This is a genomic window from Bradyrhizobium cytisi (assembly GCF_008123515.1).
GTDB lineage: Bacteria > Pseudomonadota > Alphaproteobacteria > Rhizobiales > Xanthobacteraceae > Bradyrhizobium > Bradyrhizobium cytisi.
The window spans coordinates 1-23,271 of record NZ_VSSR01000056.1 but is presented as its reverse complement, the minus strand read 5'-3'; the positions used below and the strand labels follow the sequence as shown (position 1 = coordinate 23,271).

Sequence of the window (23,271 nt, the reverse complement as noted above, 5' to 3'; positions counted from 1 at the left end):
CCAACTCAGCGATGCAGCCACATGCGGATCGCAAGCAGCAATTGATCGGTGTTGACGGGTTTGGCGAGGTAGTCGGACGCGCCGGCTTCCAGGCATTTTTCGCGATCGCCCTTCATCGCCTTCGCCGTCAGCGCGATGATCGGCAGGCGCAGGAAGGCCGGATTCTCGCGGATCACGCCGATGGTCTGATAGCCATCCATCTGCGGCATCATGATGTCCATCAGCACGATGGCGATTTCCGGGTTTGATTCGACCAGCGTCACCGCTTCGCGGCCGGTGGTCGCTGTCAGCACCTTCATGCCGCGTCGTTCCAGTACGCTCGACAGCGCGAAGATGTTGCGCGCATCGTCGTCGACGAGCAGCGCGGTCTTGCCGATCAAATCCTCATCGGAACTGTTCAGCTTCTCCAGCATGCGCTGCTTCTCGACCGGCAGCTCCGTGATCACGCGATGCAGGAACAGGGCGGTTTCGTCGAGCAGGCGTTCGGGCGATTCCACGCCCTTGACCACGATGCTGCGCGCCATGGTGTGAAGTTCCGCATCCTCTTCCGCGGAGAGCTCGCGGCCAGTGAACACCACCACGGGAACGTTCGACAGCGTGTCGTCGCGACGGATCTGCTCCAGCACCTCGAAGCCGCTCATGTCGGGCAGCCTGAGGTCGAGCACGACGCAATCGCAGGGCGCCCCGCGCAGTGTCGACAGGGCACCGGCGCCAGTGTCGGTGGTCACGATCTCGATGTCGTCGTGATGCAGCAGCTCCCGGATCGACAACTGCTCGGCCTCGTTGTCCTCGACGATCAGCAGCCGCTTGCGCCGCGGTCGCGCGTATTCCTTGATCTGCGTCAGCGCGGCGGCAACGCCTTCGGTCGTCGTCGGCTTGTTGACGAAGGAGAAGGCGCCGCGGGCCAGCGCATGTTGGCGGTCCTCGTCGAGCGTGATGATCTGCACGGGGATGTGGCGTGTCAGCGGGTTATGCTTGAGCTGGCTCAGCACCGTCCAGCCGAGCATGTCGGGCAGGAATACATCGAGCGAAACGGCGCGCGGCTGATACTGCTTTGCGAGTTCGAGCGCCTCGGCGCCGCGTGCGGCGACCAGGACCTTGAAATCCTTGTCGCGTGCTAGGTCGACCAGGATGCGGGCATAATGCGGATCGTCCTCGACGATCAAAAGGATGCTGTCACCAGGCTCGAGATTGAGGCGGTCGTCGGGCAGTTGCTCGATGACGCGTTGCTGTTCCGGTGCGGCGGCCTGGAGTGCCGGCGGCTGGTTGTATTGTTGCGGCGCTGGTGCTGCGCGCGGCGCCAGCGTCGGACCGGAATATTTTAGCGGCAGATACAGCGTGAATGTCGAGCCCTTGCCCGGGGCGCTGCGCAGGTGGATTTCGCCGCCGAGCAGGCTCGCGAGCTCGCGGCTGATGGCGAGGCCAAGGCCGGTGCCGCCGTATTTACGGCTGGTGCCGGCGTCCGCCTGCTGGAACGCCTCGAAGATCAGCTTCTGCTTCTCCAGGGGAATCCCGATACCGGTATCGGAGACCTCGAAGGCGATCACGACCGGCGCGGAGTTCAGCACGGGATGATCCGTGCCCCAACCGCCGAGCGCGCCGGCGACCTTCAGCCGTACTTCGCCCTCGCCAGTGAACTTGAAGGCGTTGGAGAGCAGGTTCTTCAGCACCTGTTGCAGGCGTTTGGAGTCGGTGACGAGGCTGCGCGCGAGGTTCGGATCGACGTCGATCTTGAACGACAGATTGCGGTTCTCCGCCTCATGCCGGAACGGCCGTCCGACCGTCTCGAGCAGGTTGGCGGTGAGGATTTCCTCGGCGTCAACCGTCACCGTGCCGGACTCGATCTTGGAGAGATCGAGAATGTCGCTGATGAGGTTCAGGAGGTCGGTGCCGGCGCCGTGGATGGTGCGGGCGAATTCGACCTGCTTGGCGGAGAGGTTGCCGTCCGGATTGTCGGTGAGCTGCTGTCCGAGGATCAGGATCGAGTTCAGCGGCGTGCGCAGCTCGTGGCTCATATTGGCCAGGAATTCGGACTTGTACTTCGAGGTCAGCGCGAGTTCGGTCGCCTTTTCCTCGAGCGCGCGGCGGGCCTGCTCGATCTCCTGGTTCTTGCGCTCGACCTCGACGTTGCGCTCGGCGAGCTGCTGCGCCTTCTGCTCGAGCTGGTCGTTGGTCTGCTGCAACTCGCGCTGCTGGGTCTGGAGCTCGCCGGCGAGCTGTTGTGACTGCTTCAGCAGGCCTTCGGTCTGCATCGTCGCTTCGATCGAATTGAGCACGATGCCGATGGAGTCGGTGAGCTGCTCCAGGAATGTCATCTGCGAGGTCGTGAACGAGGTGAGCGAGGCGAGCTCGATCACCGCCTTGACCTGCCCCTCGAACAGCACCGGCAGCACCACGAGGTTCTTCGGCGCGACGCGGAGGAGCGCCGAGTTGATCGGCACCACGTCGGCGGGAATGTCGGAGACCATGCGCGGGCGCCGGTCGAGCGCGCACTGGCCGATCAGGCCGTCGCCGAACGGAAGCACGCGCTGATAGGGATAGACACCGTCGCCGGCATAGGAGGCCAGCAGCAGGAGCTGCGGATTGTCCTCGTTCTCGACCTGGTAGATCACGCCGGTATGCGCGTTGACCAGCGGCGACAGCTCGGTCAGCAGCAACCGGCCGACGGTCGTGAGATCGCGCTGGCCCTGAAGCATGTTGGTGAACTTGGCGAGGTTGGTCTTCAGCCAGTCCTGTTCGGTGTTCACGTCCGTCGTCAGACGGAGATTCGTGATCATCGTGTTGATGTTGTCTTTCAGCTCGGCCACTTCGCCGCGGGCATCGACCTGAATCGACCGCGTCAAATCGCCCTTGGTCACGGCGGTCGCCACCTCGGCGATCGCGCGCACCTGCGAGGTGAGGTTGGCCGCCAGCAGGTTGACGTTGCCCGTGAGGTCCTTCCAGGTGCCGGCGGCACCGGGCACGTCGGCCTGACCGCCCAGGCGGCCTTCGACGCCGACCTCGCGCGCCACCGACGTCACCTGGTCGGCGAAGGTCGCGAGCGTCTCCGTCATGTTGTTGATGGTGTCGGCAAGTGCTGCGACCTCGCCCTTCGATTTCACGGTGAGGTTCTGCTTGAGGTCGCCGTTGGCGACCGCGGTCACCACCTTGACGATGCCGCGGACCTGCTCTGTCAGGTTCGCCGCCATGAAGTTGACGGTGTCGGTGAGATCCTTCCAGGTGCCGGCCACACCGGGCACCTGGGCCTGACCGCCGAGCTCGCCTTCGGTGCCGACCTCGCGCGCAACGCGGGTGACTTCGCCGGCAAACGCGTTGAGCTGGTCCACCATGGTGTTGATGGTGTTCTTGAGCTCGAGGATTTCGCCCTTCACGTCCACGGTGATCTTGCGCGAGAGGTCGCCGCGCGCCACGGCCGTTGTGACTTCGGCGATGTTGCGGACCTGCGTGGTGAGGTTCGCGGCGAGCAGGTTTACGTTGTCAGTGAGGTCCTTCCAGGTGCCGCCGACGCCGGGCACGACGGCCTGACCGCCGAGCCGGCCTTCGGTGCCGACCTCGCGCGCCACGCGCGTCACTTCCGCCGCGAAGGAGCGGAGCTGCTCGACCATCGTGTTCAGGGTATCCTTGAGCAGCAGGATTTCGCCGCGCACGTCCACGGTGATCTTCTTCGACAAATCGCCGCCGGCGATCGCGGTCGCGACCTCGGCGATGTTGCGGACCTGGGCCGTCAGGTTCGAGGCCATGAAGTTGACGTTGTCGGTGAGGTCCTTCCAGGTGCCGGCAACACCGGGCACTTCAGCCTGGCCGCCGAGCTTGCCTTCGGTGCCGACCTCGCGCGCCACGCGCGTCACTTCGCCTGCGAAACCGTTGAGCTGGTCCACCATGGTGTTGATGGTGTTTTTGAGCTCGAGGATTTCGCCCTTCACGTCCACTGTGATCTTGCGTGACAAGTCGCCGCGCGCCACTGCGGTGGTCACTTCGGCGATGTTGCGGACCTGGGCCGTGAGGTTGCCCGCCATCGAGTTCACAGAGTCCGTCAAGTCCTTCCAGGTGCCGGCGACGCCGGGCACGTTGGCCTGACCGCCGAGGCGTCCTTCGGTGCCGACCTCGCGCGCGACGCGCGTCACCTCGCCCGCGAAGCGGTTGAGCTGGTCGACCATCGTGTTCAGCGTGTCCTTGAGCTGAAGGATCTCGCCGCGGACGTCCACCGTAATCTTGCGTGACAGGTCGCCACCGGCGATGGCGGTTGCGACCTCGGCGATGTTGCGGACCTGGGCCGTGAGGTTACCCGCCATCGAGTTCACGTTGTCGGTGAGATCTTTCCAGGTGCCGGCGACGCCCGTCACCTGGGCCTGACCACCAAGCTTGCCCTCGGTGCCGACCTCGCGCGCCACGCGCGTGACTTCGCCGGCGAAGGCGTTGAGCTGATCGACCATGGTGTTGAGCGTTTCCTTCAGCTGAAGGATTTCGCCCGAGACGTTCACCGTGATCTTCTTGGACAGGTCGCCCTTGGCCACCGCGGTCGCGACCTCGGCGATATTGCGGACTTGACCGGTCAGGTTCGAGGCCATCGAGTTGACGCTGTCCGTCAAATCCTTCCAGGTGCCGGCGACGCCGCGCACCTGGGCCTGGCCGCCGAGCTTGCCCTCGGTGCCGACCTCGCGCGCGACGCGGGTGACTTCGCCGGCGAACGCGTTGAGCTGGTCCACCATGGTGTTGATGGTGTCCTTCAGCTCCAGGATTTCGCCGCGGACGTCCACGGTAATTTTCTTTGACAAGTCGCCGCCGGCGACCGCCGTCGTCACCTCGGCGATGTTGCGAACCTGCGCGGTCAGGTTCGACGCCATCGAGTTGACGCTTTCCGTGAGGTCCTTCCAGGTGCCGGCGACGCCGAGCACGTTGGCCTGGCCGCCGAGCCGGCCTTCGGTACCGACCTCGCGCGCGACGCGCGTGACTTCGCCGGCGAAGGCGTTGAGCTGGTCGACCATGGTGTTGAGCGTTTCCTTCAACTGAAGGATTTCGCCCGACACGTTCACCGTGATCTTCTTGGAGAGGTCTCCGCCCGCGATAGCGGTGGCGACGTCGGCGATGTTGCGGACCTGCGCCGTCAGGTTCGAGGCCATGAAGTTGACGTTGTCGGTGAGGTCCTTCCAGGTGCCGGCCACGCCGGGCACCTGGGCCTGGCCGCCGAGCTTGCCTTCGGTGCCGACCTCGCGCGCCACGCGTGTCACTTCCGAGGCGAAGGAGTTCAGCTGGTCCACCATGGTGTTGATGGTGTCCTTCAGCTCCAGAATTTCGCCGCGCACGTCCACAGTGATCTTGCGGGACAAGTCGCCACGCGCCACGGCGGTGGTGACGTTGGCGATGTTGCGGACTTGCGCGGTGAGGTTGCCGCACATCGCGTTCACGGAGTCAGTCAAATCCTTCCAGGTGCCGGCGACGCCGGGCACGATGGCCTGGCCGCCGAGCTTGCCGTCGGTGCCGACCTCGCGCGCGACGCGTGTCACTTCGGAGGCGAAGGAGCGCAGCTGGTCCACCATCGTGTTGATGGCTTCCTTGAGCTGAAGGATCTCGCCGCGGACATCGACGGTGATCTTCTTGGACAAGTCGCCGTTGGCCACCGCGATCGTCACCTCGGCGATGTTGCGAACCTGGTTGGTCAGGTTGTTCGCCATCGAGTTGACGCTCTCGGTCAGATCCTTCCAGACGCCGGTCACCTCCGGCACCTGGGCCTGGCCGCCGAGCTTGCCTTCGGTGCCGACCTCCCGCGCGACGCGCGTCACCTCCGAGGTGAACACGCCGAGCTGCTTGATCATCGTGTTGACGATGGTCGCCGATTGCAGGAATTCGCCGCCCAGCGGGCGGCCCTCGACGTCGAGCTTGACGGTTTGCAGCAGGTCGCCCTGCGCCACGGCTGCGACCGCGCGGGTCACCTCGCGCGTCGGCCACAGCAGGTCGTCAATCAGCGTGTTGACGGAGCCTTCCATGTCGGCCCAGGAGCCGGAGGCGAGGCCGAATTTCACGCGCTGGCGGGTCTTGCCTTCGCGTCCCACCACCTGGCCGACCAGCTCGAGCTGCTGCGCCATGCGCTGGTTGGCGGCGATGATTTCGTTAAAGGTGTCGGCAATCTTGCCGTCGATGCCGAGGTAGTCGCCGCTCATCCGCACCGAAAAATCGCCGCTGCGCATGGCCTGGAGCGCAAGCAGCAATTCCGGCCGGGAATCCTGCTCCGACATACCGTTGGGTTTTGGTTTTGGGACGCGACGACCGGAGCGTGATGCCGTTCCGGGATCGAGGTCGCTCATGCTATTTCCCCCGCGGGCGTCGGCCGAATCTTAGGCGTGACGCAACTGTCAAAATAGAGCGTTAGCCAAATTCGAAATCAAGCGCCAAGGTTGCGACGCGAGGAATTGGAACCTGCCGTGCTCAGCCCGGCCAAACCAACGGCGAAGACTGTTGAGAGTTCCATCCGATTACCCAAAATTCTCACCCAAAGGGTGGGCGTTCCAAATTCCGGAGCCGCCCGCCATCGTTAGGAACGCCGGCACAAGCCCCCAAGTTAGCCCGCAGACCCAGGGAGAGAGCATATGAAAGCCGGATTGGCCGTCTTCATCGCCGCATCATTAGCCGCCGGATCGGCGCTGGCGCAGGCCGGTGCGCCAAGCGGGCGCGGAGCCGTGACCGGCGATCCCGCCGCAAGCTCCGCCACCCCGCATGCGGGCTCGCAGACCACGGGGGCCGCCCCCAAGTCAAACCCCAGCGGCAGCGGCACTTCGACCTCGGGCGGGAAAGATGCCAATGGAGATGCCGGCCGGGACAAGATGCCCGACAGCGACCGCACCGTCCGGCCGATGGGCCAGCAGCATCATCCGGAGGACAAGTAGGGCTGCTCTACCTGTCGGCCATGGTGCGTTCGGCGTCCTTCAACTGTGCGCGCAGCACCGGCAGGTGCTCGTGCGCGAAGGCGGCGAGCGCAGGATTATCAGGCGTCCTCAGATAGCGCTCGAGCAGGGCGATCGTGGATTCGTATTCGGGAATCTGCGCGGCATAGAAACTCCGGACATAGGCCGGCCCATCCGTATCATCGGGCTTGGCGAGACTGATGCCGGCCGATTTTGTCACGCACGGCTCGGTGCCGATGGCGTCCTGAATCTCCTTGAGCGCCTTGTCGCGCTTGGCCGCCTCTTCGGCGCGCAAGGCGGCAAGGTTCTTCACCTCCGCATTGCCGTTCAGGTCGGTGCTCTCCAGCAGGCCCTGCTGGAAGCGGCTGAAGGCGTAGAGGCCGCTGATGACGTCCGTCGCGTCAGGCGCGCGATCACCGCGCACCTGCTCGCCGGTGCTGTCGGCAAGAGCTGCGGTGCCTATGAAGGCCAGGACGATCGCGACAAATATCCGCATGAAGATCCAATGACTTGTAACGTGCGAAGTTCCGGCAGAGGTTACGATCATGTAAGGGCGGTTGCACGGCGCGGGTTCCATGCCCACGTCTTACCCATGAAACAGTCTGACATCTTCAGGGACAACGCCGAGAACTGCCTGCAATTGGCCGAGCGCTCGGAAGGGCAACCCGCTTATAATCGCTATTCGCGCATGGCGGATGCCTGGATGGCCTTGGCAAAAGAGCAGGACTGGCTCGATGGCGAAGTCCCGCCCGTTAAGGTCAGCATCCTGCAAAGCCAGAGTGCCTGACCGCTCTCGTTTCCGTGAGTCCCATCCGTGAGTCCCAGTGTGAGACCGCTCACGGAATGAGCGGCACCAATCAACCATCATCCGGGAATAGTCGATCGCGTTGATTTTTCCGATTCCAGAAGGAGGTTTTGCGATGGCTCCGCGTCTGGCACTTTTCTCACTCATTCTCGCCTTTGGCGTTTCGGTCGCGTTCGCGACGGCGACGACGGTCCGGCAGGTGCATCAGGAGAACGCATCCGTGGCGGTGCATGCGGCGCATAGCTAGCGTCGCACACCTTTCGCATGTTCGGAACATTCGACGCACCGGAGCGTAAGCGCTTCGAGGCATCGGAACACGCGAGAGGAAATCATGGCACATTCCGACCACGGCATCGTCAAGGACAAGCGCGCGGAGGATCAGCCGCGCGACAAGCAGCGCGCGCAAACTGCGCACAAGACGGGCCGGAGGGACTCGCCGTCGCGCGAGGCGACGCGCGATCCCAAGCTCAACGATAACAGCAAGACGCCGGGCTCCGGCATGACGCCGGACGATTCTGGCGCTGCGCCGAGCGGCTAATTAAGCGAGGAACGAATCCCCGCACGATGAGTCGACTGATTGCTTCCGGTTGTCATGCCCCCGGTGAGCCGGAAGTAATCTCCAAGGACGGCCCTGGCACCCACCGTGCCGGGGTCGTCGTGCTTGTGAGAGGCTGGAAATCAATCCTCGGCGTCGCCTTCCGGCTTCGTTGTGCTTGAATCGGAAATCATCAGCTGCAGACAGCTCTTCCGGCGAGAGCATGACCTGTTCCGCAGGAGTCCGAAAATGCGTCAATTGAGAATGATAGTCAAATAAAATCAATAGCTTGCGTCTTGAAACGTTTTCCCTGCAGGCGCATTTTAAAGACGAAGGGAGACGCGCCATGACGGACAAGGTCAGGTTACCCCGCAAGCTTTCCGAGGAACCCGAAGCACCAAAGCCGGTGCGGCCGAGCCATCAGAAGGTCATTGAGCAAGTCGAGCGCTGGGCCAACAGCCCGGGCCTGCAACCCCCGAGGACCGACGACGCGTAGACCGTCGGGGAAGTAGGGTTTGTGATGCTACGGGAAGACGCCGCGGCTTCTCGCTGATCGCTCTCAGCGTTCAGCGGGCGTGGTTTGGGTGGTGATGCGAAGCTTCCGCCTCAACCACCACGCTGACACCGAGACAGCAGCCCATACCAGGATGGCGGCTGCGAATGCCCCGGTCACGTTAGCCGCAACCAGGGCGTAGAAGGTCGCGGCGAACGCCGCAAGACCGAGGCTCCCAAGGCCGGCACCCGCAGCATCGAGAGCTGCAGCCTGCTGCCCGCGTCTCCGCCCCGAGAGGCCCGCCTTCTCTTTGGCCCGGCGCTCGTGGCTTTCGATCAGCGTCGCGCTGGCGCAGAAGATGGCAGGAAGCGCGAGGAAGAGCCCGCCGACGGCGACGCCATACCGTGTGCTCACGACGCCTGCGAAAACCGTCGCCAGTCCGCCGAGCAGGAAGCGAACGCTGTACTCGTACCAGCGCGTTTGCTTCAGGGACGACGATGACAGTTTGACCAGCATCAGGCGGCGCCTCCGAAACCCGCGAGCAGGGCAAAAGCAACCGCAAGCCATACGACGGAAGCGACGATGGTGGCTGGTAGCGCCGCTAGTCGAAACCTCATCAGGAGATGGCAGACGGCGAGGCTGTAGCAAGCGAGGGCTGCCGCGCCATAGATCATGGTCCAGCTTTCCGCCGCAGCATATTGCGGGCCGTGTTGGACGACAGCGATGCCCAGCGTCGCCAGTGCCACCGATGGCGCGGCACTGAGCAGGCCGCCAAAGCTTTTGGGCCGCAACATATCGCCGAGGATCGCGAAGGCGGACACGATCATGCCGCCGGCGATGAAGCGGAGAACGTACTCGGTCATGATCGGGCCCGCCGATCCGGGGGCTTCGTGCTGCGATTCGTGAGCGTCCATGGCCTCATCATCCGCTCGATGACGATGCCCAGGGTGAAGCCTGCGACCACATCGCTGGCCCAATGCGCAAGCAAGGCGACGCGCGTTAGCGAAAGCCCCACGGCGATGAAGCGCACGAGACGTCGGCGGGCGGGCGGCAGCAGGCCGGCCGCGGATGCCAGCGCGCCCATATGCACGGCATGGCCGGACGGAAAGGCATCGCGCGCCCGTCCGGAGAACGGGATGCCGCGGCGATGGCCTCGTACCGTGAGCCGGTCCGGCCTGACCTGATCGAACGCGGATTTGAGGATGTGGGGCAGTATCGCCGTCACCAGCGACACCGCGAGGATGTGGTTGGCCGCATTGCGCTCTTCGGCAGAGCGATGCCTGGTGTAGAGCCAACCCGCAGCGGCGAGAGCGAGCAGCACATGTTCATCCGCGCCCCAGGTCAGCGCTTCGACAGCCTCCTCGATCTCCGGGTTGGTGCGACCTGCGATCTCATTCGCGATCGCGGTATCGATCCGTGTGGGTTTGACTGCTACGAGCGCCATTGATCCCAGGTCGGCGAAAGGTTCTCCATGACAGTTTTGTAAAGCCGAACACCGACGATTGTTCCTGAGCCGAGGCGTTACGGCTGTCCCGATCCGCCCGCGGAGCCGTAGACCTGGCCGGTTGCATAACTCGCATCGGCAGCTGCGAGCTGCACGTAGATCGAGGCGAGTTCGGCGGGCTGACCGGGGCGGCCGAGTGGCGTCATGCCGCCAAACTTTTCGAGCTTCTCCATGGTGGCGCCGCCCGAAACCTGGAGCGGCGTCCAGATCGGCCCCGGTGCAACGCCGTTGACGCGAATGCCCCTGGAGGCGAGCTGCTTTGCCAATGACTTCACGTAATTCATGGTCGCCGCCTTGGTCTGCGCATAGTCGTAGAGATCCGGCGAGGGATCGTAAGCCTGCTCGGATGTGGTGGCGACGATGCAGGATCCGGGCTTGAGATGCGGCAGCGCCGCCTTGATGATCCAGAACGGCGCGTAGATGTTGGTCTTCATGGTGGCATCAAAATCCTCTGACGAGACGTCGAGGATGGAGGCGCGCGCCTGCTGTCGCGCCGCGTTGTTGACGATGATGTCGAGCCCGCCGAGGCCCTGCACGGCCTGCTCGACCAGCTTCCTGCAGAAGGCTTCGTTCTTGAGGTCGCCGGGGATTGCGAGGCCGGTGCGGCCTTCCTTCTTGATCAATGCGATCACCTCCTGCGCGTCGGGCTCCTCCGCAGGGAGATAGTTGATGGCGACGTCGGCGCCCTCGCGCGCGTACGCGATCGCGGCCGCGCGGCCCATGCCGGAATCGCCGCCGGTGATCAGCGCCTTGCGTCCGGCGAGCCGCCCGGAGCCCTTGTAGCTCGCCTCGCCATGGTCAGGTCGCGGCTCCATCCTGCCGGCGAGGCCGGGCCAGGGCTGCGACTGCTTCTTGAACGGCGGTTTCGGATAGCGGGTGAGGGGATCGATCAGGTCGTGCTCGGCCATATCAGTGCTTCCTTTCGCCCTCGAAGATGCCAGCGAAGCCGCAAGTCTTACTTCGACTGTCCGACGCTCGGCGCCCTGCCAAGCTCCTTGGCCATGTCGAGATGATGCCGGAGTGCTGGCAGCGTCTTGTCGGCCCAATCCTTCAGCGCGGCATTGTCGCCGCCCTTGGCATAGCGATCGAACAGCGAGGTCGCGTCCTCGTGGGCGCTGACCTGATAGGAATCATAGTCCGAGCTGAAGTCCTTGCCCGAGGCACTCTTGAGCTTGTCCAGCTTGCTCTGGTGCGAGCTGTCGAGTGCAGTCGGCAGGGTCGCCTGCACCTTGCCATCGCCGACGAGGGCCTTCAGCTCGCCGCTGGTCTTGGTGTGGTCGGTCACCATCTGCTGCGCGAAGCTCTTCTCCTGCGCGTTGCCCTTCTGCTCGGCGAGCTTGCTCGATTCGATCTCGAACATGTCGCTGACGGCGACCTCCTTGACGAAATCGGCGGTGGTCGGTGCGACGCCCAACGCCGAGTTGACGCCGGTCTTCTCACCTAACGACTGCGCGAGAGCAGGGCCTGCGAGCAGCACGCAGGCAAAGGCGATGACGGTACGTTTCATGGTCCGGTCCCTCTGATTGGCCACGCGGCCTTTGCCGCGCGGATCTTTGCGGCGACCAACACGGCCCCGGGGCCGATGTTCCTAATCCGTTGGATGGCGGCCGGTGCGGGGATTGATCGGGTCGGTCGGCTTGCGCCGCAGCCGTTCCGGCAGGAACGGCTCGGATGGCGAGGCCGACGGCTCGGCCCGCACGTCGGCATGGCGCTGGGCCCGCTCATGCGGCGTCTGGTTGGTGTTGATCTGGCGCTTCACGTCGACGCCGTCGACGGGATCGTTGACGCCATGCTGAATGTCACGGAAGTCGCTCATGGTTCACCTCATTCCTTTCCGGGCAGGATCTTTTCCAGCACTTGCCGGGCCGCTCCCTTGATCACGCCGGTCTCGTCAGGATCGCCCTTCATCAAGGCGAGCGAGAAATTCTTCGCCTGCTGCAGGGTGATGTGCGGCGGCAGCGGCGGCACTTCGGGATCGGTCTTCACCTCCAGCACGACGGGCATCTCGCTTGCCAGCGCCTGTTCCCAGGCCGAGGCGAGCAGTTGCGGGCGGTCGACGAAGATGCCGGTGAGGCCGATCATCTCGGCAAAGCGCGAATAGGGCACGTCGGGGATGCGCTGCGAGGCCTCGAATTTGGGGTCGCCATTGATGATGCGCTGCTCCCAGGTCACCTGGTTGAGGTCTTCGTTGTTGAAGACGCAAACGACGAAGCGCGGATCGCGCCATGATCGCCAGTATTTCGCGGCGGTGATCAGCTCGGCCATGTTGTTCATCTGCATCGCGCCATCGCCGACCAGCGCGATGACAGGCCGGTCCGGATCGGCATATTTCGCGGCGAGCGCGTAGGGCACCGCGGCGCCCATCGAGGCGAGGCCGCCGGAGAGCGAAGCCGTCATGCCGCGCCGGATCTTGAGATCGCGCGCAAACCAGTTGGCGCAGGAGCCGGAATCGCTGGTGATGATGGCGCGCTCTGGCAGGCGCGACGACAGCTTCCAGGCGACGAGCTGCGGATTGATCGGCGCGGCGGGCTGATGCGCACGGTCGTCCAGCGTCTTCCACCATTTGGCGACGTTGTTCTCGATGCCCTTCCGCCAGGCGCCGTCGCTCTTGGGCGCGAGCCGGGGCAGCAGGCTCCGCAAGGTCTCCGCGGCATCGCCGACGAGGCTGACTTCCATGGGGAAGCGGATCGACGTCATGCCGGCATCGATGTCGATCTGCACGCCGCGCGCGGCGCCTTCCCTTGGAAGGAATTCTGCGTAGGGGAATGCAGAGCCGACCATCAGCAGCGTGTCGCATTCCATCATCATGTTGTAGCTGGGCTCGGTGCCGAGCAGGCCGATCGAGCCCGTCACCCACGGCAGGTCGTCCGGCAGCGCCGCCTTGCCGAGCAGCGCCTTGGCGCAGCCGGCGGACAGGCGGTCGGCGACCGCGATCACCTCGTCGGTGGCATGCAGCGCGCCGGCACCGATCAGCATCGCGACCTTGTGGCCGGCGTTGAGAACCTCCGCGGCATGATCGAGTTCGGCTTCGCGAGGGATCACGCATGGGGCACTGTAGCCGACACCGGAATGCAGGGTGCCGTGGGCACGGGGCGGTCCTTCGTAGGGCTCTTCCTGGAGATCGTTGGGGAAGATGATTGCAGTCGGAGCCCGGCGTGCGAGCGCGATGCGCACCGCGCGATCGATCAGGTGCCGCACCTGGGCGGGTGAGGACGCTTGCGCGACATACGCGCTGGCGACGTCCTTGAACATCGAGACGAGGTCGAGTTCCTGCTGATAGCTTCCGCCGAGCGCGTTTCGCGCCTGCTGGCCGACGATCGCCAGCACCGGCTGGTGATCCAGCAGTGCATCGTAGAGCCCCGTGATCAGATGTGAGGCACCAGGTCCCGATGTCGCGATGCAGACGCCAAGCTCGCCGGAAAATTTCGCATAGGCGCTGGCCATGAACGCCGCCATCTCCTCGTGCCTGGCCTGCACGAAATCGATCTTGGCCTCGGCCCGGTTCATGGCGCCGAACACGCCGTTGATGCCGTCGCCGGGGTAACCGAAGATATGGCGGACGCCCCACTGATGCAGACGCTGGACGATGAAGTCGGAGACGGTCTGGGACATCGTGGACGGCTCCCGGTTTCCTGATCTGACATCAAGAACAGCGCGTTCCCGGCGATGTTCCTGTTGGCCGCAGGCGCCTTCTGGAACGATCACCCCTTCACGCAAGTTGATTCACACATTGGCTGAGTGGAGGATCCAAATGTTGAATCAAGGCGAACTGGATCGCGCCGAGATGGGCCGTCTGATCGGCAGCGACAAGGTCGAGGGAACGTCGGTTTACGGCGCGGATCGCAACCGGATCGGTTCGATCGAACGCGTGATGATCGACAAGATCAGCGGCAAGGTGTCCTACGCTGTGCTCGGCTTTGGTGGATTTCTGGGCCTCGGCAACGATCACTATCCCTTGCCCTGGCAGTCGCTGAAATACGACACCGAGCTCGGCGGCTATGTCACCGGAATCACTGCGAAGGCCCTTGAAGGGGCGCCGAAGTATGGCGCGCGCAGCGATTGGAACTGGAGCGATGACGCCGCGACGCGCAGCATCAACGCCTATTACGGTGTTCCCTTCGCCTAACCGGTTGGCGGAGAGACAGAGGGAGATCAGATGAGCCAGGAAAAGCCCACCGACGATCCCCGGCAGCAGAATGACTGGGGATCGCACGCCCAGACGGACAAGCCCTGGAAGGGTAATCCGGAGAAGGAGCAGAGGTCCGGCGAGAAAAGGCCGGACCTGGAGAAATGGCACGAGACCAAGACGCACTGAACAAGACGCATTGAACAAATGCGCAGGCAAATTTGTGGGCGCGGTACAGATGGTGCCGCGCTTCTTTTTTGCGCAATGCATTCACGAATGAGAGCGGTGCTCCCACAACCCGGAACCATGCCTTAAGGCTACGGTTAGGCTCCCGGTGTGCACGCATGGCAAAGCCGTTCGCTGCATAGTTTCGATCGAGGTGTTCGCAGTGGATGCTCAAACCCGGGAGCGCGGGCCGTCCGCGGAGCAACCGCAGAAGCTGGAAGCTCCAAAGAATTCGCCGGACCCCGAGCGCCAGACCAGGGATCAGTCCGGCAAGCCGGCCAAGACCCCGTCGCTGCGCGAGCGGCTCCGCGAGCACTGGCTGCTCGCGACCGTTGGCGCCGTCGTGCTGATCGCAGCGCTGGCCGGCGGTCTGCTCTATTGGCTCGAGGTCCGCCACTACGAATCCACCGACGACGCCTTTGTCGCCGCGCGCAGCTTTTCCGTGGCCTCGAAGGTCGGCGGCTACGTGACTGATATCCCGGTCACGGACAACCAGCATGTCAACGCCGGCGATCTCCTCGCCAAGATCGACGAGCGCGACTATCGCATCGCCGTCGATCAGGCAGCGGCGCAAGTAGAGGTCTCCAAGGCCAACATCGCCAATGTCGAGGCGCAGATCGATTCCCAGCAGGAGCAGATCAAGCAGGCCCAGGCCCAGCTCGAGCAGGCGCAGGCCCAGCTTCAGTTCTCGCAGGAGGAATTTGCGCGCGCCCAGAATCTGGTCGAGAAGGGCGCCGGCACCGTGCAGCGCCAGCAGCAGACCCGCTCCGATCTTCAGGCCCAGCAAGCCAACACCGAGCGCGCCAAGACCGCGGTGATAGCCGCGCAACTCGGGATCAAGACGCTGCAAGCCCAGCTCGAAGGTGCCAAGGCGCAGCTCGAGCAGTTCCAGGCTCAGCTCGATCAAGCGAAGCTAAACCTGCAATATACCAGTGTTGTCGCCGCGCAGTCCGGCCGCGTCGTCAAGCTCTCCGGCGCCAAGGGTACGTTCGTGACCGCAGGCCAGAGCCTGATGATGTTCGTGCCCGATGATGTCTGGATCGTCGCCAACTACAAGGAGACCCAGCTCGCCGACATGCGACCTGGCCAGCCGGTGGAGATCCGCATCGATGCCTATCCCGGGCGGAAGCTGACCGGCCATGTCGATTCCGTGCAGCCGGGCTCCGGCACCGCTTTCAGCCTGCTCCCGGCGGAGAATGCAACGGGCAATTACGTCAAGGTGGTGCAGCGCGTGCCGGTGAAAATCGTGGTCGACAATTGGCCGGCCGATCTGCCTGTCGGTCCCGGCATGTCGGTCGTGCCCTGGACCAGGGTGCGATGACGGACGCCACGCAAGACGGCGCATCTGCCGGCGGCTGGTCGCCGGAACGCTCGGCGGCCGGCGGCCATAATCCATATCTCATCGCTTTCGTGGTCTCGATCGCGACTTTCATGGAGGTGCTCGACACCACCATCGCCAATGTCGCGCTGCGCCACATCGCAGGCGGGCTCGCGGTCGGCATCGACGAGAGCACCTACGTCATCACCAGCTATCTGGTCGCCAATGCCATCGTGCTGTCGATCTCAGGCTGGCTGTCGACCGTGATGGGCCGCAAGCGCTTCTACATGATCTGCGTGGCGACCTTTTCGGTGGCCTCGCTGTTGTGCGGCCTCGCCTGGAGCTTGCAGGCGCTTGTGTTGTTCCGGATTCTGCAGGGGCTGGGCGGTGGTGGCATGGCGACCAGCGAGCAGGCGATCCTCGCTGATTCTTTTCCGCCGCAAAAACGCGGCCAGGCGTTTGCGATCTATGGCGTCGCAGTCGTGGTCGCCCCAGTGATTGGCCCGACGCTCGGCGGTTGGATTACTGATACCTACTCCTGGCACTGGGTGTTCCTGATCAACGTGCCGATGGGTCTGATCTCGCTGTTCCTGGTCGGCACGCTGGTCAAGGAGCCGTCGGGCGCGGAAGAGGAGAGGGCGGAGCTGCTGAGCAAAGGCCTGCGCGTCGACTACATCGGCTTCCTGCTGGTCGCGATCGGGCTCGGTGCACTCGAATTCGTGCTTGACGAAGGCCAGCGCAATGATTGGTTCGGATCGAACATGATCCTGTCCTTTGCACTGCTTGCCGCCTTCAGCCTGCTCGCATTGATCCCGTGGGAGTTGATGCGGGATGATCCGATCGTCGACATCCGCCTGCTCGGCAGGCGCCAGTTCGGGTCCTGTTTCCTGGTCATGCTTGGCACATTTGCGGTGCTGATCTCAACGACGCAGCTATTGCCGCAGCTCTTGCAGACGGAGCTTGGCTACACCGCCATGCTCGCGGGACTGGTGCTGTCGCCGAGCGGCGTCGTGACGATGATGTTGATGCCGGTGGCGGGACGACTGGTCACGATGGTGCAGCCGAAATATCTGATCATGTTCGGCGCTGCGACGGCCGCGCTTTCGATGTGGCATCTGACCGGGCTTACCGGAGACATCAGCTACGGCTACGCCGCGCTGGCGCGAATCTATCTCGCGGTCGCTCTTCCCTTCCTATTCCTTCCGGTGACGACGGCATCCTATGACGGCTTGCCACCCGAGAAGACCAACCAGGCCTCCGCCCTGATCAATGTCGCCCGCAACATCGGTGGCTCGATGGGCGTGGCGCTGGCGCAAACGCTCTTGGCGCAACGCCAGCAATTCCATCAGAGTCGCCTGATCGAGCACGCCGCGCCGTCCGATCTCGGCTATCAGCAAACCATCGACGCAATGACGCGCTTCTTCCAGGCCCAAGGCTCGAACGCAACGGACGCTGCCTCGCAAGCGATCGCCTGGATCGGCCAGACCCTCCAGCAGCAGATCGATCTTCTTGCTTATATCGACGTGTTCTGGACGCTTGCCGTTATTGCGGCGTTGTTGATCCCGATTGCCGCGGTCATCCGACCGGTCGATTTGCACGCCCCGGCGCGAGGGCACTAGGCAGCGTCAGCTCCTCGCCGCCCCGGCCCCGCATGAACGTGCACCTGCTTCGCATGTAGCACCTCGCCGCATTCCGAGCACACCATCACCGGATCGAACAGCTTGCCGCAACTCTTGTGCTCGTGCAGCAGCGGGCGGCCGCGCTCGTCACCCATGTGGGTGTCGCCCCAATGCACCATCGCCATGATGATCGGATAGAGATCGAGCCCCTTCTGCGTGAGGATGTATTCGTAGCGCTTGGGAGACTCGGAATAGGGGACGCGGCGCAGGATGCCGAAGCGGACCAGCTTCTTCAGTCGCTCCGACAGAAGATGCCGCGTGATCTGGAGCGACGACTGGAATGCCTCGAAGCGGCGCACGCGCAAGAAGCATTCGCGCAGGATCAAGAGCGTCCAGCGGTCGCCGACCACGGCGACGGTGCGGGAGAGCGAGCAGGGCTCCTCGTCCAGCGTATCCCACTTCATGATCCCGTCTCCGGCCTGGGCAACCATAAGTCTGAAAAAAGAACTGACTTGAATGATCAGGGGTATTTCTAGAGAAACTTAGCATCCGGCGTCAAAGTTTGACAGTTCTATTTTAGAACTATAGCCTCCCGGCCCAATCACATGCTGTCACCGGAGGAGGCGACCTTGCCCAAGCGAAACGCGACCGCGGCCGTGATCGGGGCCGGCGATTTCATCGGCTCCGAGATTGCCAAGAAATTCGCCGCCGAAGGCTTTTCGATCTATGCGGGCCGCCGCAACGGCGACAAGCTCGCGCCGCTGGTGAAGGACATCGAGGCCGCCGGCGGCGAGATCCACGCGCGCTCGCTGGATGCGCGCAAGGAGGAGGAGGTCATCTCCTTCCTCGACGATGCCGACAAGCATGCGCCGCTGGAGGTCTGCATCTTCAATGTCGGCGCCAACGTCAATTTTCCGATCCTCGACACCTCCGAGCGCGTGTTTCGCAAGGTCTGGGAGATGGCCTGCTATTCAGGCTTCCTCGCAGGGCGCGAGGCAGCGCGGCTGATGCTGCCGCGCGGCGGCGGCAAGATCTTCTTCACCGGTGCGACGGCGTCCTTGCGCGGCGGCAGCGGCTTTGCGGCGTTTGCCAGTGCCAAGTTCGGACTGCGTGCGGTGGCGCAGGCGATGGCGCGAGAGCTCGGGCCGAAGAACATTCACGTCGCCCATCTCATCATCGATTCCGGTGTCGACACCGAATGGGTGCGGCAGCGCCGGCTCGAGGCGCTCGGGCCGAATGCGCTTGATAATCCCGATCTGCTGATGCCGCCTTCGGCGGTCGCCGATTCCTATTGGCAGCTCTATCAGCAGCCCAAGAGTGCTTGGACCTTCGAGATGGAGATCCGCCCGTTCGGAGAGAAATGGTGACCGCGGCGCAGAAGTGCGGCTAGACTGTCCCCAAGCAGAGCTGAAGCAAAATTCCGGGAGGATATGTACGTGAGGACGGCGATCACCGAACTGTTCGGCATCGAGCACCCGATCATCCAGGGCGGCATGCATTTCGTCGGCTTTGCGGAGCTTGCCGCCGCCGTCTCCAATGCCGGCGGGCTCGGCATCGTCACCGGCCTCACGCAGAAAACACCGGAGCTGCTCGCCAAGGAGATCGCGCGTTGCCGCGACATGACCGACAAGCCATTCGGTGTGAACCTCACCTTCCTGCCGGCCTTCTCGGCGCCGCCTTATCCGGAATACATCGCAGCCATCGTCGAGGGCGGCATCAAGGCGGTGGAGACCGCGGGCCGCAGCCCGGAGGCCTACATGCCGGCGCTGAAGGCGGCAGGCATCAAGGTGATCCACAAATGCACCTCGGTGCGCCACTCGCTGAAGGCCGAGCGGATCGGCTGCGACGCCGTCAGCGTCGACGGGTTTGAGTGCGGCGGCCATCCCGGCGAGGACGACATTCCCAACATGATACTGCTGCCGCGCGCGGCGGAGGAGTTGAAGATCCCGTTTGTGGCCTCGGGCGGCATGGCCGATGGACGCAGCCTCGTCGCGGCGCTGTCGTTGGGTGCTGCCGGCATGAACATGGGCACGCGTTTCATCGCGACCAAGGAAGCACCTGTCCATCAGAACGTGAAGAACGCGCTGGTCGCGGCGACCGAGCTCGACACCCGCCTGATCATGCGGGCCCTGCGCAACACCGAGCGCGTGCTGAAGAATGCGAATGTCGACCGCCTGCTCGAGGTCGAGCGCGAGAAGGGCGCCAAGCTGACCATCGACGACATCCACGACCAGGTCGCGGGTGTCTATCCCAAGGTCATGCTGGACGGGCAGATGGATGCCGGCGCCTGGAGCTGTGGCATGGTCGCAGGCCTTATCCACGACATACCCTCCTGCAAGGAACTCGTCGATCGCATCATGACCGAGGCGGAACAAATCATCCGCAGCCGGCTTATGGGGTTCCTGGACGGGACGAGTGCAACGCGAAAGGTCGCCTGACATCGCCTAACTTCTTAACCACGGCGGCAGTTGACCGCTGGAATTGCACGCGGCGCCTCCTAGATAGACGCAGATTACTCCTTTAATAATCAATTTCAGGAGGCGTCCGTGGTCCTGAAAAGCGTTCCTTTCGCTGTTGCCGTTGCCCTCGTGCTTGCATGGGGCAGCATCGCACGCGCTGACGACTACAAGCCTGATGAATACCTTGGCCTTGACCTCTCCAAGGCCGTGCTGTCACCGAAGCGGCTCGGACCCGAGACGCATTTCGCCCCAGTCGCGCTAGAGGCGAAGGGTGGCACCGAGGCGCAGGCTCGCGCCGAGCCGGTCGACGTGCCTAAGAAGGTTGCGGCGGAGCGCGTGCACGTCTCCGAGCCGAAGGTGGCGCACGCGAAGAGCGCGCAGCCGCGCGGCGCAGCCCGCACGAAGCTCGCGCATCGTCACGGCAATCCGCTGGACGCCCAGGCGATGGACACGCGTATCCAGACCTGGCCGTGTCGTTCCGGCGGCATCTGCAACTGGAAGCGCTGACCAGTTCGAGAACGTCATCCCCGCGTCGTAAAATCGTAGGCGCAGAGTCAAGAAACCGTAAGGGTAGGAGTCAAGGAGCGCAGGCACCTTCCGTCGCGATTCGACGAAGGTTTCCTGAATGGCGACGCTCCGCGCTTCACGCGCATGGACCCGGCGGCAGTTTTTGGTCCGCTCCACCTCCAGCCTCGCCGTCGCCTCGCTCGCAAAGCCGAGCATCAGCCGCGCCGCCGATCGCCCGCAGATCGCGGGCGGCATCCAGTCCGGCGACGTCTCGGACGGCTCTGCCGTGATCTGGGCGCGCGCTGATCGGCCTGCTCGAATGCAGGTGGAATGCTCGACGGTCGAGAGCTTCAAGACCATCATCGCGTCCGCTTCGCGCGACGCTCTGCCCGACGCAGACTTCACCGCAAAACTGCAGCTCGACGATCTGCCGCCCGGGCAGGACGTCTTCTATCGCGTGCGCTTCGACGACATCGCGAGCGGCATCGCCGGCGAAAGCCGCGTCGGCCATTTCCGCACTGCGCCGGCCGAGGGGCAGTCGATCTCGTTCCTGTGGTCAGGCGATGTCGCGGGGCAGGGCTGGGGCATCGACATCGCGCGAGGCGGCTATCGCAGCTATCGCACCATGCTCGACAACCGCCCGGACTTCTTCATCCACTCCGGCGATCACATCTATGCCGACTGCACGATTTCGTCCGAGCAGAAGCTGCCGAATGGCGAGATCTGGCGCAACGTCGTGACCGAGGAGAAAGCGCAAGTCGCGCACACACTGGCGCAGTTCCGCGGCAACTACAAATACAACCACCTCGATGAGAACTTCCGCGCCTTCCATGCGCAAGTGCCGATGTTCGCGCAATGGGACGATCACGAGGTCACCAACGACTGGTCGCCGACCGGCAGCTATGACGAAGCCGGTTACGAGGAGGACGGCACGCCGCGCCTGGTCGCGCGTGCTCGCCGCGCCTTCTTCGACTTCATGCCGATCCGGGACATCGGCGCACGCCAGGGCCGGGTCTATCGCAAGATCGCCTACGGCCCGCTGCTCGACGTCTTCATGATCGACATGCGCAGCTATCGCGACGAGACCTGGAACAAGGGCAACGATCATCGCGGCTGGGTTCTTGGCGCCGAGCAGCTCGCCTGGCTGAAGCGGGAGCTCGCTGCCTCGCTCGCTACCTGGAAGGTGATCGCGGCAGATTTGCCGATCGGGCTGATCAGCCTCGATGCCGTCGCGCTCGGCGACGGGCCGCCCGACCGGCGTGAGCACGAAATCGCCGATCTGCTTGCGTTCATCAAGCGCGCCTGTATCCGCAACATCGTCTGGCTCACCGCCGACATGCACTACACGGCCGCGCACTACTACGATCCGAACAAGGCCCGGTTCAGCGATTTCGAGCCGTTCTGGGAGTTCGTCTCCGGCCCCCTGCATGCAGGCACCTGGGGCCCCGGCGAGCTCGACAACACGTTTGGCCCCGTAGCGATGTACCGGAACGGGTGCAGCGAAACCCAGGGCGAGAACCTCGCGCCCTGCTTCGGCCTGCAGTTCTTCGGCCGCGTTGACATCGACGGCACGAGCGGCGTGATGACTGTCACCTTGAAGGACGTCGACAACCGCGATCTCTGGTCGGTCGATCTCGTGCCGCAGCCGCAGGCGCGCCCGGCTATGGTTGCGCAGCATTCGTAAAGGGACGGGTCATTCTCACCGTCGTCATGGCCGGGCTTGACCCGGCCATCCACGCCTTCCCCTTGTGGGGTCAAGAACGTGGATGCCCGGGACAAGCCCGGGCATGACGGTGAGGAAGCACCTAACCCGATCTTGATTGGCTGCCGCCCGCCTGCCGCGCTATAGTGGCCACTCCCGCCACCTCTTTTCCATCACCGAAGAGACTGCTCACGCGGCATCGCCGCGCGCATCCGGCGGGCTGAAATGCTCAGGAGCCTGTTCAATGGACAATCTGAAAACACAGGGCATCAGCATGCCCAAGCTCGGCCTCGGCACCTTCCGCATGCAGGGCGACGCCTGCCGCGCTGCGGTCGAGAGCGCGCTGTCGATCGGCTATCGCCACATCGACACCGCCGAGATGTATGCCAACGAGGAAGCCATCGGCGCCGCGCTGGCTGCGGCCTCCGTGCCGCGCGGCGAGCTGCACATCACGACAAAAGTCTGGCACGAGAACCTGGCGCCGGACGCGATCCGCCGCGCCTTCGATGACAGCCTGAAGAAACTGAGGCTCGACCACGTCGATCTCTATCTCGTGCACTGGCCGTCGAAGTCGGCGAACTGGGGCCAGGTGTTCGAGACCTTGATGAAGCTGAAGGAGAAGGGGCGCACGCGAGCGATCGGTGTCGCCAATTTCACCACGGCGCTGCTCAAGGTCGCGGTCGAGGACGTCAAGGCGCCGATCGCCTGCAACCAGATCGAATATCACGCGATGCTGGATCAATCGAAGGTGCTGGCCTATCTCAACGCCAAGTCGATACCGCTTGTCGCCTATTGCCCGCTCGCGCAGGGGCGCGTTGCATCCGACCCGGTGCTCGCCGAGATCGGCGCGAAACACAACGCGAGCGCGGCGCAAGTGGCGCTGAAATGGCTGCTCGACCAGGATGGTGTCGCCGCGATCCCGAAGGCATCGCGCCGCGAGAGCCAGCAAGCCAATCTCGATGCGCTGACGATCACCCTCGACGATGCCGACCGCAAGAAGATCGCGGCGCTGCTGAAGGACAAGCGCTGCGTCAATCCCGGCTTCGCGCCGGCCTGGGACTAGTCACGTGAATCTAAAG

The 23,271-nt window shown here is 64.0% G+C and carries 24 protein-coding genes; 14 read left to right on the top strand and 10 right to left on the bottom strand.

What is annotated here, in order from left to right:
• Positions 1-5: 5 nt before the first annotated feature.
• Positions 6-6,302: a HAMP domain-containing protein gene (locus FXB38_RS29965; protein WP_148754584.1), complete on the bottom strand. Its 6,297-nt coding sequence runs from the start codon at positions 6,300-6,302 to the stop codon at positions 6-8.
• 282 nt (positions 6,303-6,584) lie between these two features.
• Between FXB38_RS29965 and FXB38_RS29960 the strand changes: the two genes are divergently transcribed.
• Positions 6,585-6,881: a hypothetical protein gene (locus tag FXB38_RS29960; protein WP_148754583.1), complete on the top strand. Its 297-nt coding sequence runs from the start codon at positions 6,585-6,587 to the stop codon at positions 6,879-6,881.
• A gap of 7 nt (positions 6,882-6,888) precedes the next feature.
• Here FXB38_RS29960 and FXB38_RS29955 read toward each other — a convergent pair whose 3' ends face one another.
• A complete protein-coding gene (locus FXB38_RS29955) occupies positions 6,889-7,395 on the bottom strand; it encodes a DUF4142 domain-containing protein (protein ID WP_148754582.1) in 507 nt (168 codons plus the stop codon).
• Between the two features lie 96 nt (positions 7,396-7,491).
• Here FXB38_RS29955 and FXB38_RS29950 point away from each other — a divergent pair, with 96 nt between their 5' ends.
• The 4 genes from FXB38_RS29950 to FXB38_RS43105 all read left to right on the top strand — a co-directional run bounded on the left by FXB38_RS29950 (position 7,492) and on the right by FXB38_RS43105 (position 8,735).
• Complete coding sequence (locus tag FXB38_RS29950; protein WP_148754581.1) at positions 7,492-7,686, top strand: hypothetical protein; 195 nt, start codon at positions 7,492-7,494, stop codon at positions 7,684-7,686.
• 133 nt (positions 7,687-7,819) lie between these two features.
• Entirely contained in the window at positions 7,820-7,951 is a 132-nt protein-coding gene (locus tag FXB38_RS44675; protein ID WP_283812778.1) for a hypothetical protein, read from the top strand.
• Positions 7,952-8,035: 84 nt separating this feature from the next.
• On the top strand, positions 8,036-8,242 hold the full coding sequence (locus tag FXB38_RS29945; protein WP_148754580.1) for a hypothetical protein: 207 nt from the start codon (positions 8,036-8,038) through the stop codon (positions 8,240-8,242).
• A 343-nt stretch (positions 8,243-8,585) separates the two neighbouring features.
• On the top strand, positions 8,586-8,735 hold the full coding sequence (locus FXB38_RS43105; protein ID WP_187435242.1) for a hypothetical protein: 150 nt from the start codon (positions 8,586-8,588) through the stop codon (positions 8,733-8,735).
• A gap of 63 nt (positions 8,736-8,798) precedes the next feature.
• Here the strand turns inward: FXB38_RS43105 and FXB38_RS29940 are convergent, their stop codons facing one another.
• The 7 genes from FXB38_RS29940 to FXB38_RS29910 form a co-directional block, all read right to left on the bottom strand.
• Positions 8,799-9,248, bottom strand: coding sequence for a DUF3147 family protein (locus FXB38_RS29940; protein ID WP_148754579.1), 450 nt, complete (start codon positions 9,246-9,248; stop codon positions 8,799-8,801).
• Positions 9,248-9,595 (bottom strand): DUF3147 family protein, encoded by a 348-nt coding sequence (locus FXB38_RS29935; protein WP_148754578.1) that lies wholly within the window; start codon positions 9,593-9,595, stop codon positions 9,248-9,250. Before FXB38_RS29935 ends, FXB38_RS29940 begins: the two co-directional genes overlap by 1 nt.
• The gene (locus tag FXB38_RS29930) at positions 9,592-10,176 is read right to left on the bottom strand and encodes a phosphatase PAP2 family protein (protein WP_148754577.1); all 585 of its coding nucleotides are present in this window, start codon (positions 10,174-10,176) and stop codon (positions 9,592-9,594) included. The genes FXB38_RS29935 and FXB38_RS29930 overlap by 4 nt, the downstream gene beginning before the upstream one ends.
• A 77-nt stretch (positions 10,177-10,253) precedes the next feature.
• Positions 10,254-11,144, bottom strand: a complete 891-nt coding sequence (locus FXB38_RS29925; RefSeq protein ID WP_148754576.1) for an SDR family oxidoreductase — start codon at positions 11,142-11,144, stop codon at positions 10,254-10,256.
• A gap of 47 nt (positions 11,145-11,191) precedes the next feature.
• On the bottom strand, positions 11,192-11,743 hold the full coding sequence (locus FXB38_RS29920; protein WP_148754575.1) for a DUF4142 domain-containing protein: 552 nt from the start codon (positions 11,741-11,743) through the stop codon (positions 11,192-11,194).
• Between the two features lie 81 nt (positions 11,744-11,824).
• Positions 11,825-12,052, bottom strand: a complete 228-nt coding sequence (locus FXB38_RS29915) for a hypothetical protein (RefSeq protein WP_128953211.1) — start codon at positions 12,050-12,052, stop codon at positions 11,825-11,827.
• 8 nt (positions 12,053-12,060) lie between these two features.
• Positions 12,061-13,848: a thiamine pyrophosphate-requiring protein gene (locus tag FXB38_RS29910; RefSeq protein ID WP_148754574.1), complete on the bottom strand. Its 1,788-nt coding sequence runs from the start codon at positions 13,846-13,848 to the stop codon at positions 12,061-12,063.
• A 139-nt stretch (positions 13,849-13,987) separates the two neighbouring features.
• Here FXB38_RS29910 and FXB38_RS29905 point away from each other — a divergent pair, with 139 nt between their 5' ends.
• From FXB38_RS29905 to FXB38_RS29895, 4 genes are all read left to right on the top strand, one after another.
• Positions 13,988-14,362: a PRC-barrel domain-containing protein gene (locus FXB38_RS29905; RefSeq protein ID WP_148754573.1), complete on the top strand. Its 375-nt coding sequence runs from the start codon at positions 13,988-13,990 to the stop codon at positions 14,360-14,362.
• 30 nt (positions 14,363-14,392) lie between these two features.
• A complete protein-coding gene (locus FXB38_RS43100; protein ID WP_187435241.1) occupies positions 14,393-14,551 on the top strand; it encodes a hypothetical protein in 159 nt (52 codons plus the stop codon).
• A 199-nt stretch (positions 14,552-14,750) separates the two neighbouring features.
• Positions 14,751-15,908: an HlyD family secretion protein gene (locus FXB38_RS29900; RefSeq protein WP_148754572.1), complete on the top strand. Its 1,158-nt coding sequence runs from the start codon at positions 14,751-14,753 to the stop codon at positions 15,906-15,908.
• Positions 15,905-17,524 carry a DHA2 family efflux MFS transporter permease subunit gene (locus tag FXB38_RS29895; protein WP_148754571.1) on the top strand — a complete coding sequence of 540 codons (1,620 nt, stop codon included), beginning with the start codon at positions 15,905-15,907 and terminating at the stop codon, positions 17,522-17,524. The genes FXB38_RS29900 and FXB38_RS29895 overlap by 4 nt, the downstream gene beginning before the upstream one ends.
• Here the strand turns inward: FXB38_RS29895 and FXB38_RS29890 are convergent.
• Positions 17,521-17,988, bottom strand: coding sequence for a winged helix-turn-helix transcriptional regulator (locus FXB38_RS29890; protein WP_148754570.1), 468 nt, complete (start codon positions 17,986-17,988; stop codon positions 17,521-17,523). The genes FXB38_RS29895 and FXB38_RS29890 overlap by 4 nt on opposite strands.
• A gap of 165 nt (positions 17,989-18,153) precedes the next feature.
• On the opposite strand from FXB38_RS29890, the gene FXB38_RS29885 reads away from it, so the two are divergent.
• The 5 genes from FXB38_RS29885 (at position 18,154) to FXB38_RS29865 (ending at position 23,255) form a co-directional block, all read left to right on the top strand.
• On the top strand, positions 18,154-18,891 hold the full coding sequence (locus tag FXB38_RS29885; protein ID WP_148754569.1) for an SDR family oxidoreductase: 738 nt from the start codon (positions 18,154-18,156) through the stop codon (positions 18,889-18,891).
• A 69-nt stretch (positions 18,892-18,960) separates the two neighbouring features.
• Positions 18,961-19,962, top strand: coding sequence for an NAD(P)H-dependent flavin oxidoreductase (locus FXB38_RS29880; protein WP_148754568.1), 1,002 nt, complete (start codon positions 18,961-18,963; stop codon positions 19,960-19,962).
• Between the two features lie 108 nt (positions 19,963-20,070).
• Positions 20,071-20,490, top strand: coding sequence for a hypothetical protein (locus tag FXB38_RS29875; protein WP_148754567.1), 420 nt, complete (start codon positions 20,071-20,073; stop codon positions 20,488-20,490).
• A 118-nt stretch (positions 20,491-20,608) separates the two neighbouring features.
• Positions 20,609-22,174, top strand: coding sequence for an alkaline phosphatase D family protein (locus FXB38_RS29870; protein ID WP_148754566.1), 1,566 nt, complete (start codon positions 20,609-20,611; stop codon positions 22,172-22,174).
• Positions 22,175-22,436: 262 nt separating this feature from the next.
• On the top strand, positions 22,437-23,255 hold the full coding sequence (locus FXB38_RS29865; protein WP_148754565.1) for an aldo/keto reductase: 819 nt from the start codon (positions 22,437-22,439) through the stop codon (positions 23,253-23,255).
• Positions 23,256-23,271: the final 16 nt, after the last annotated feature.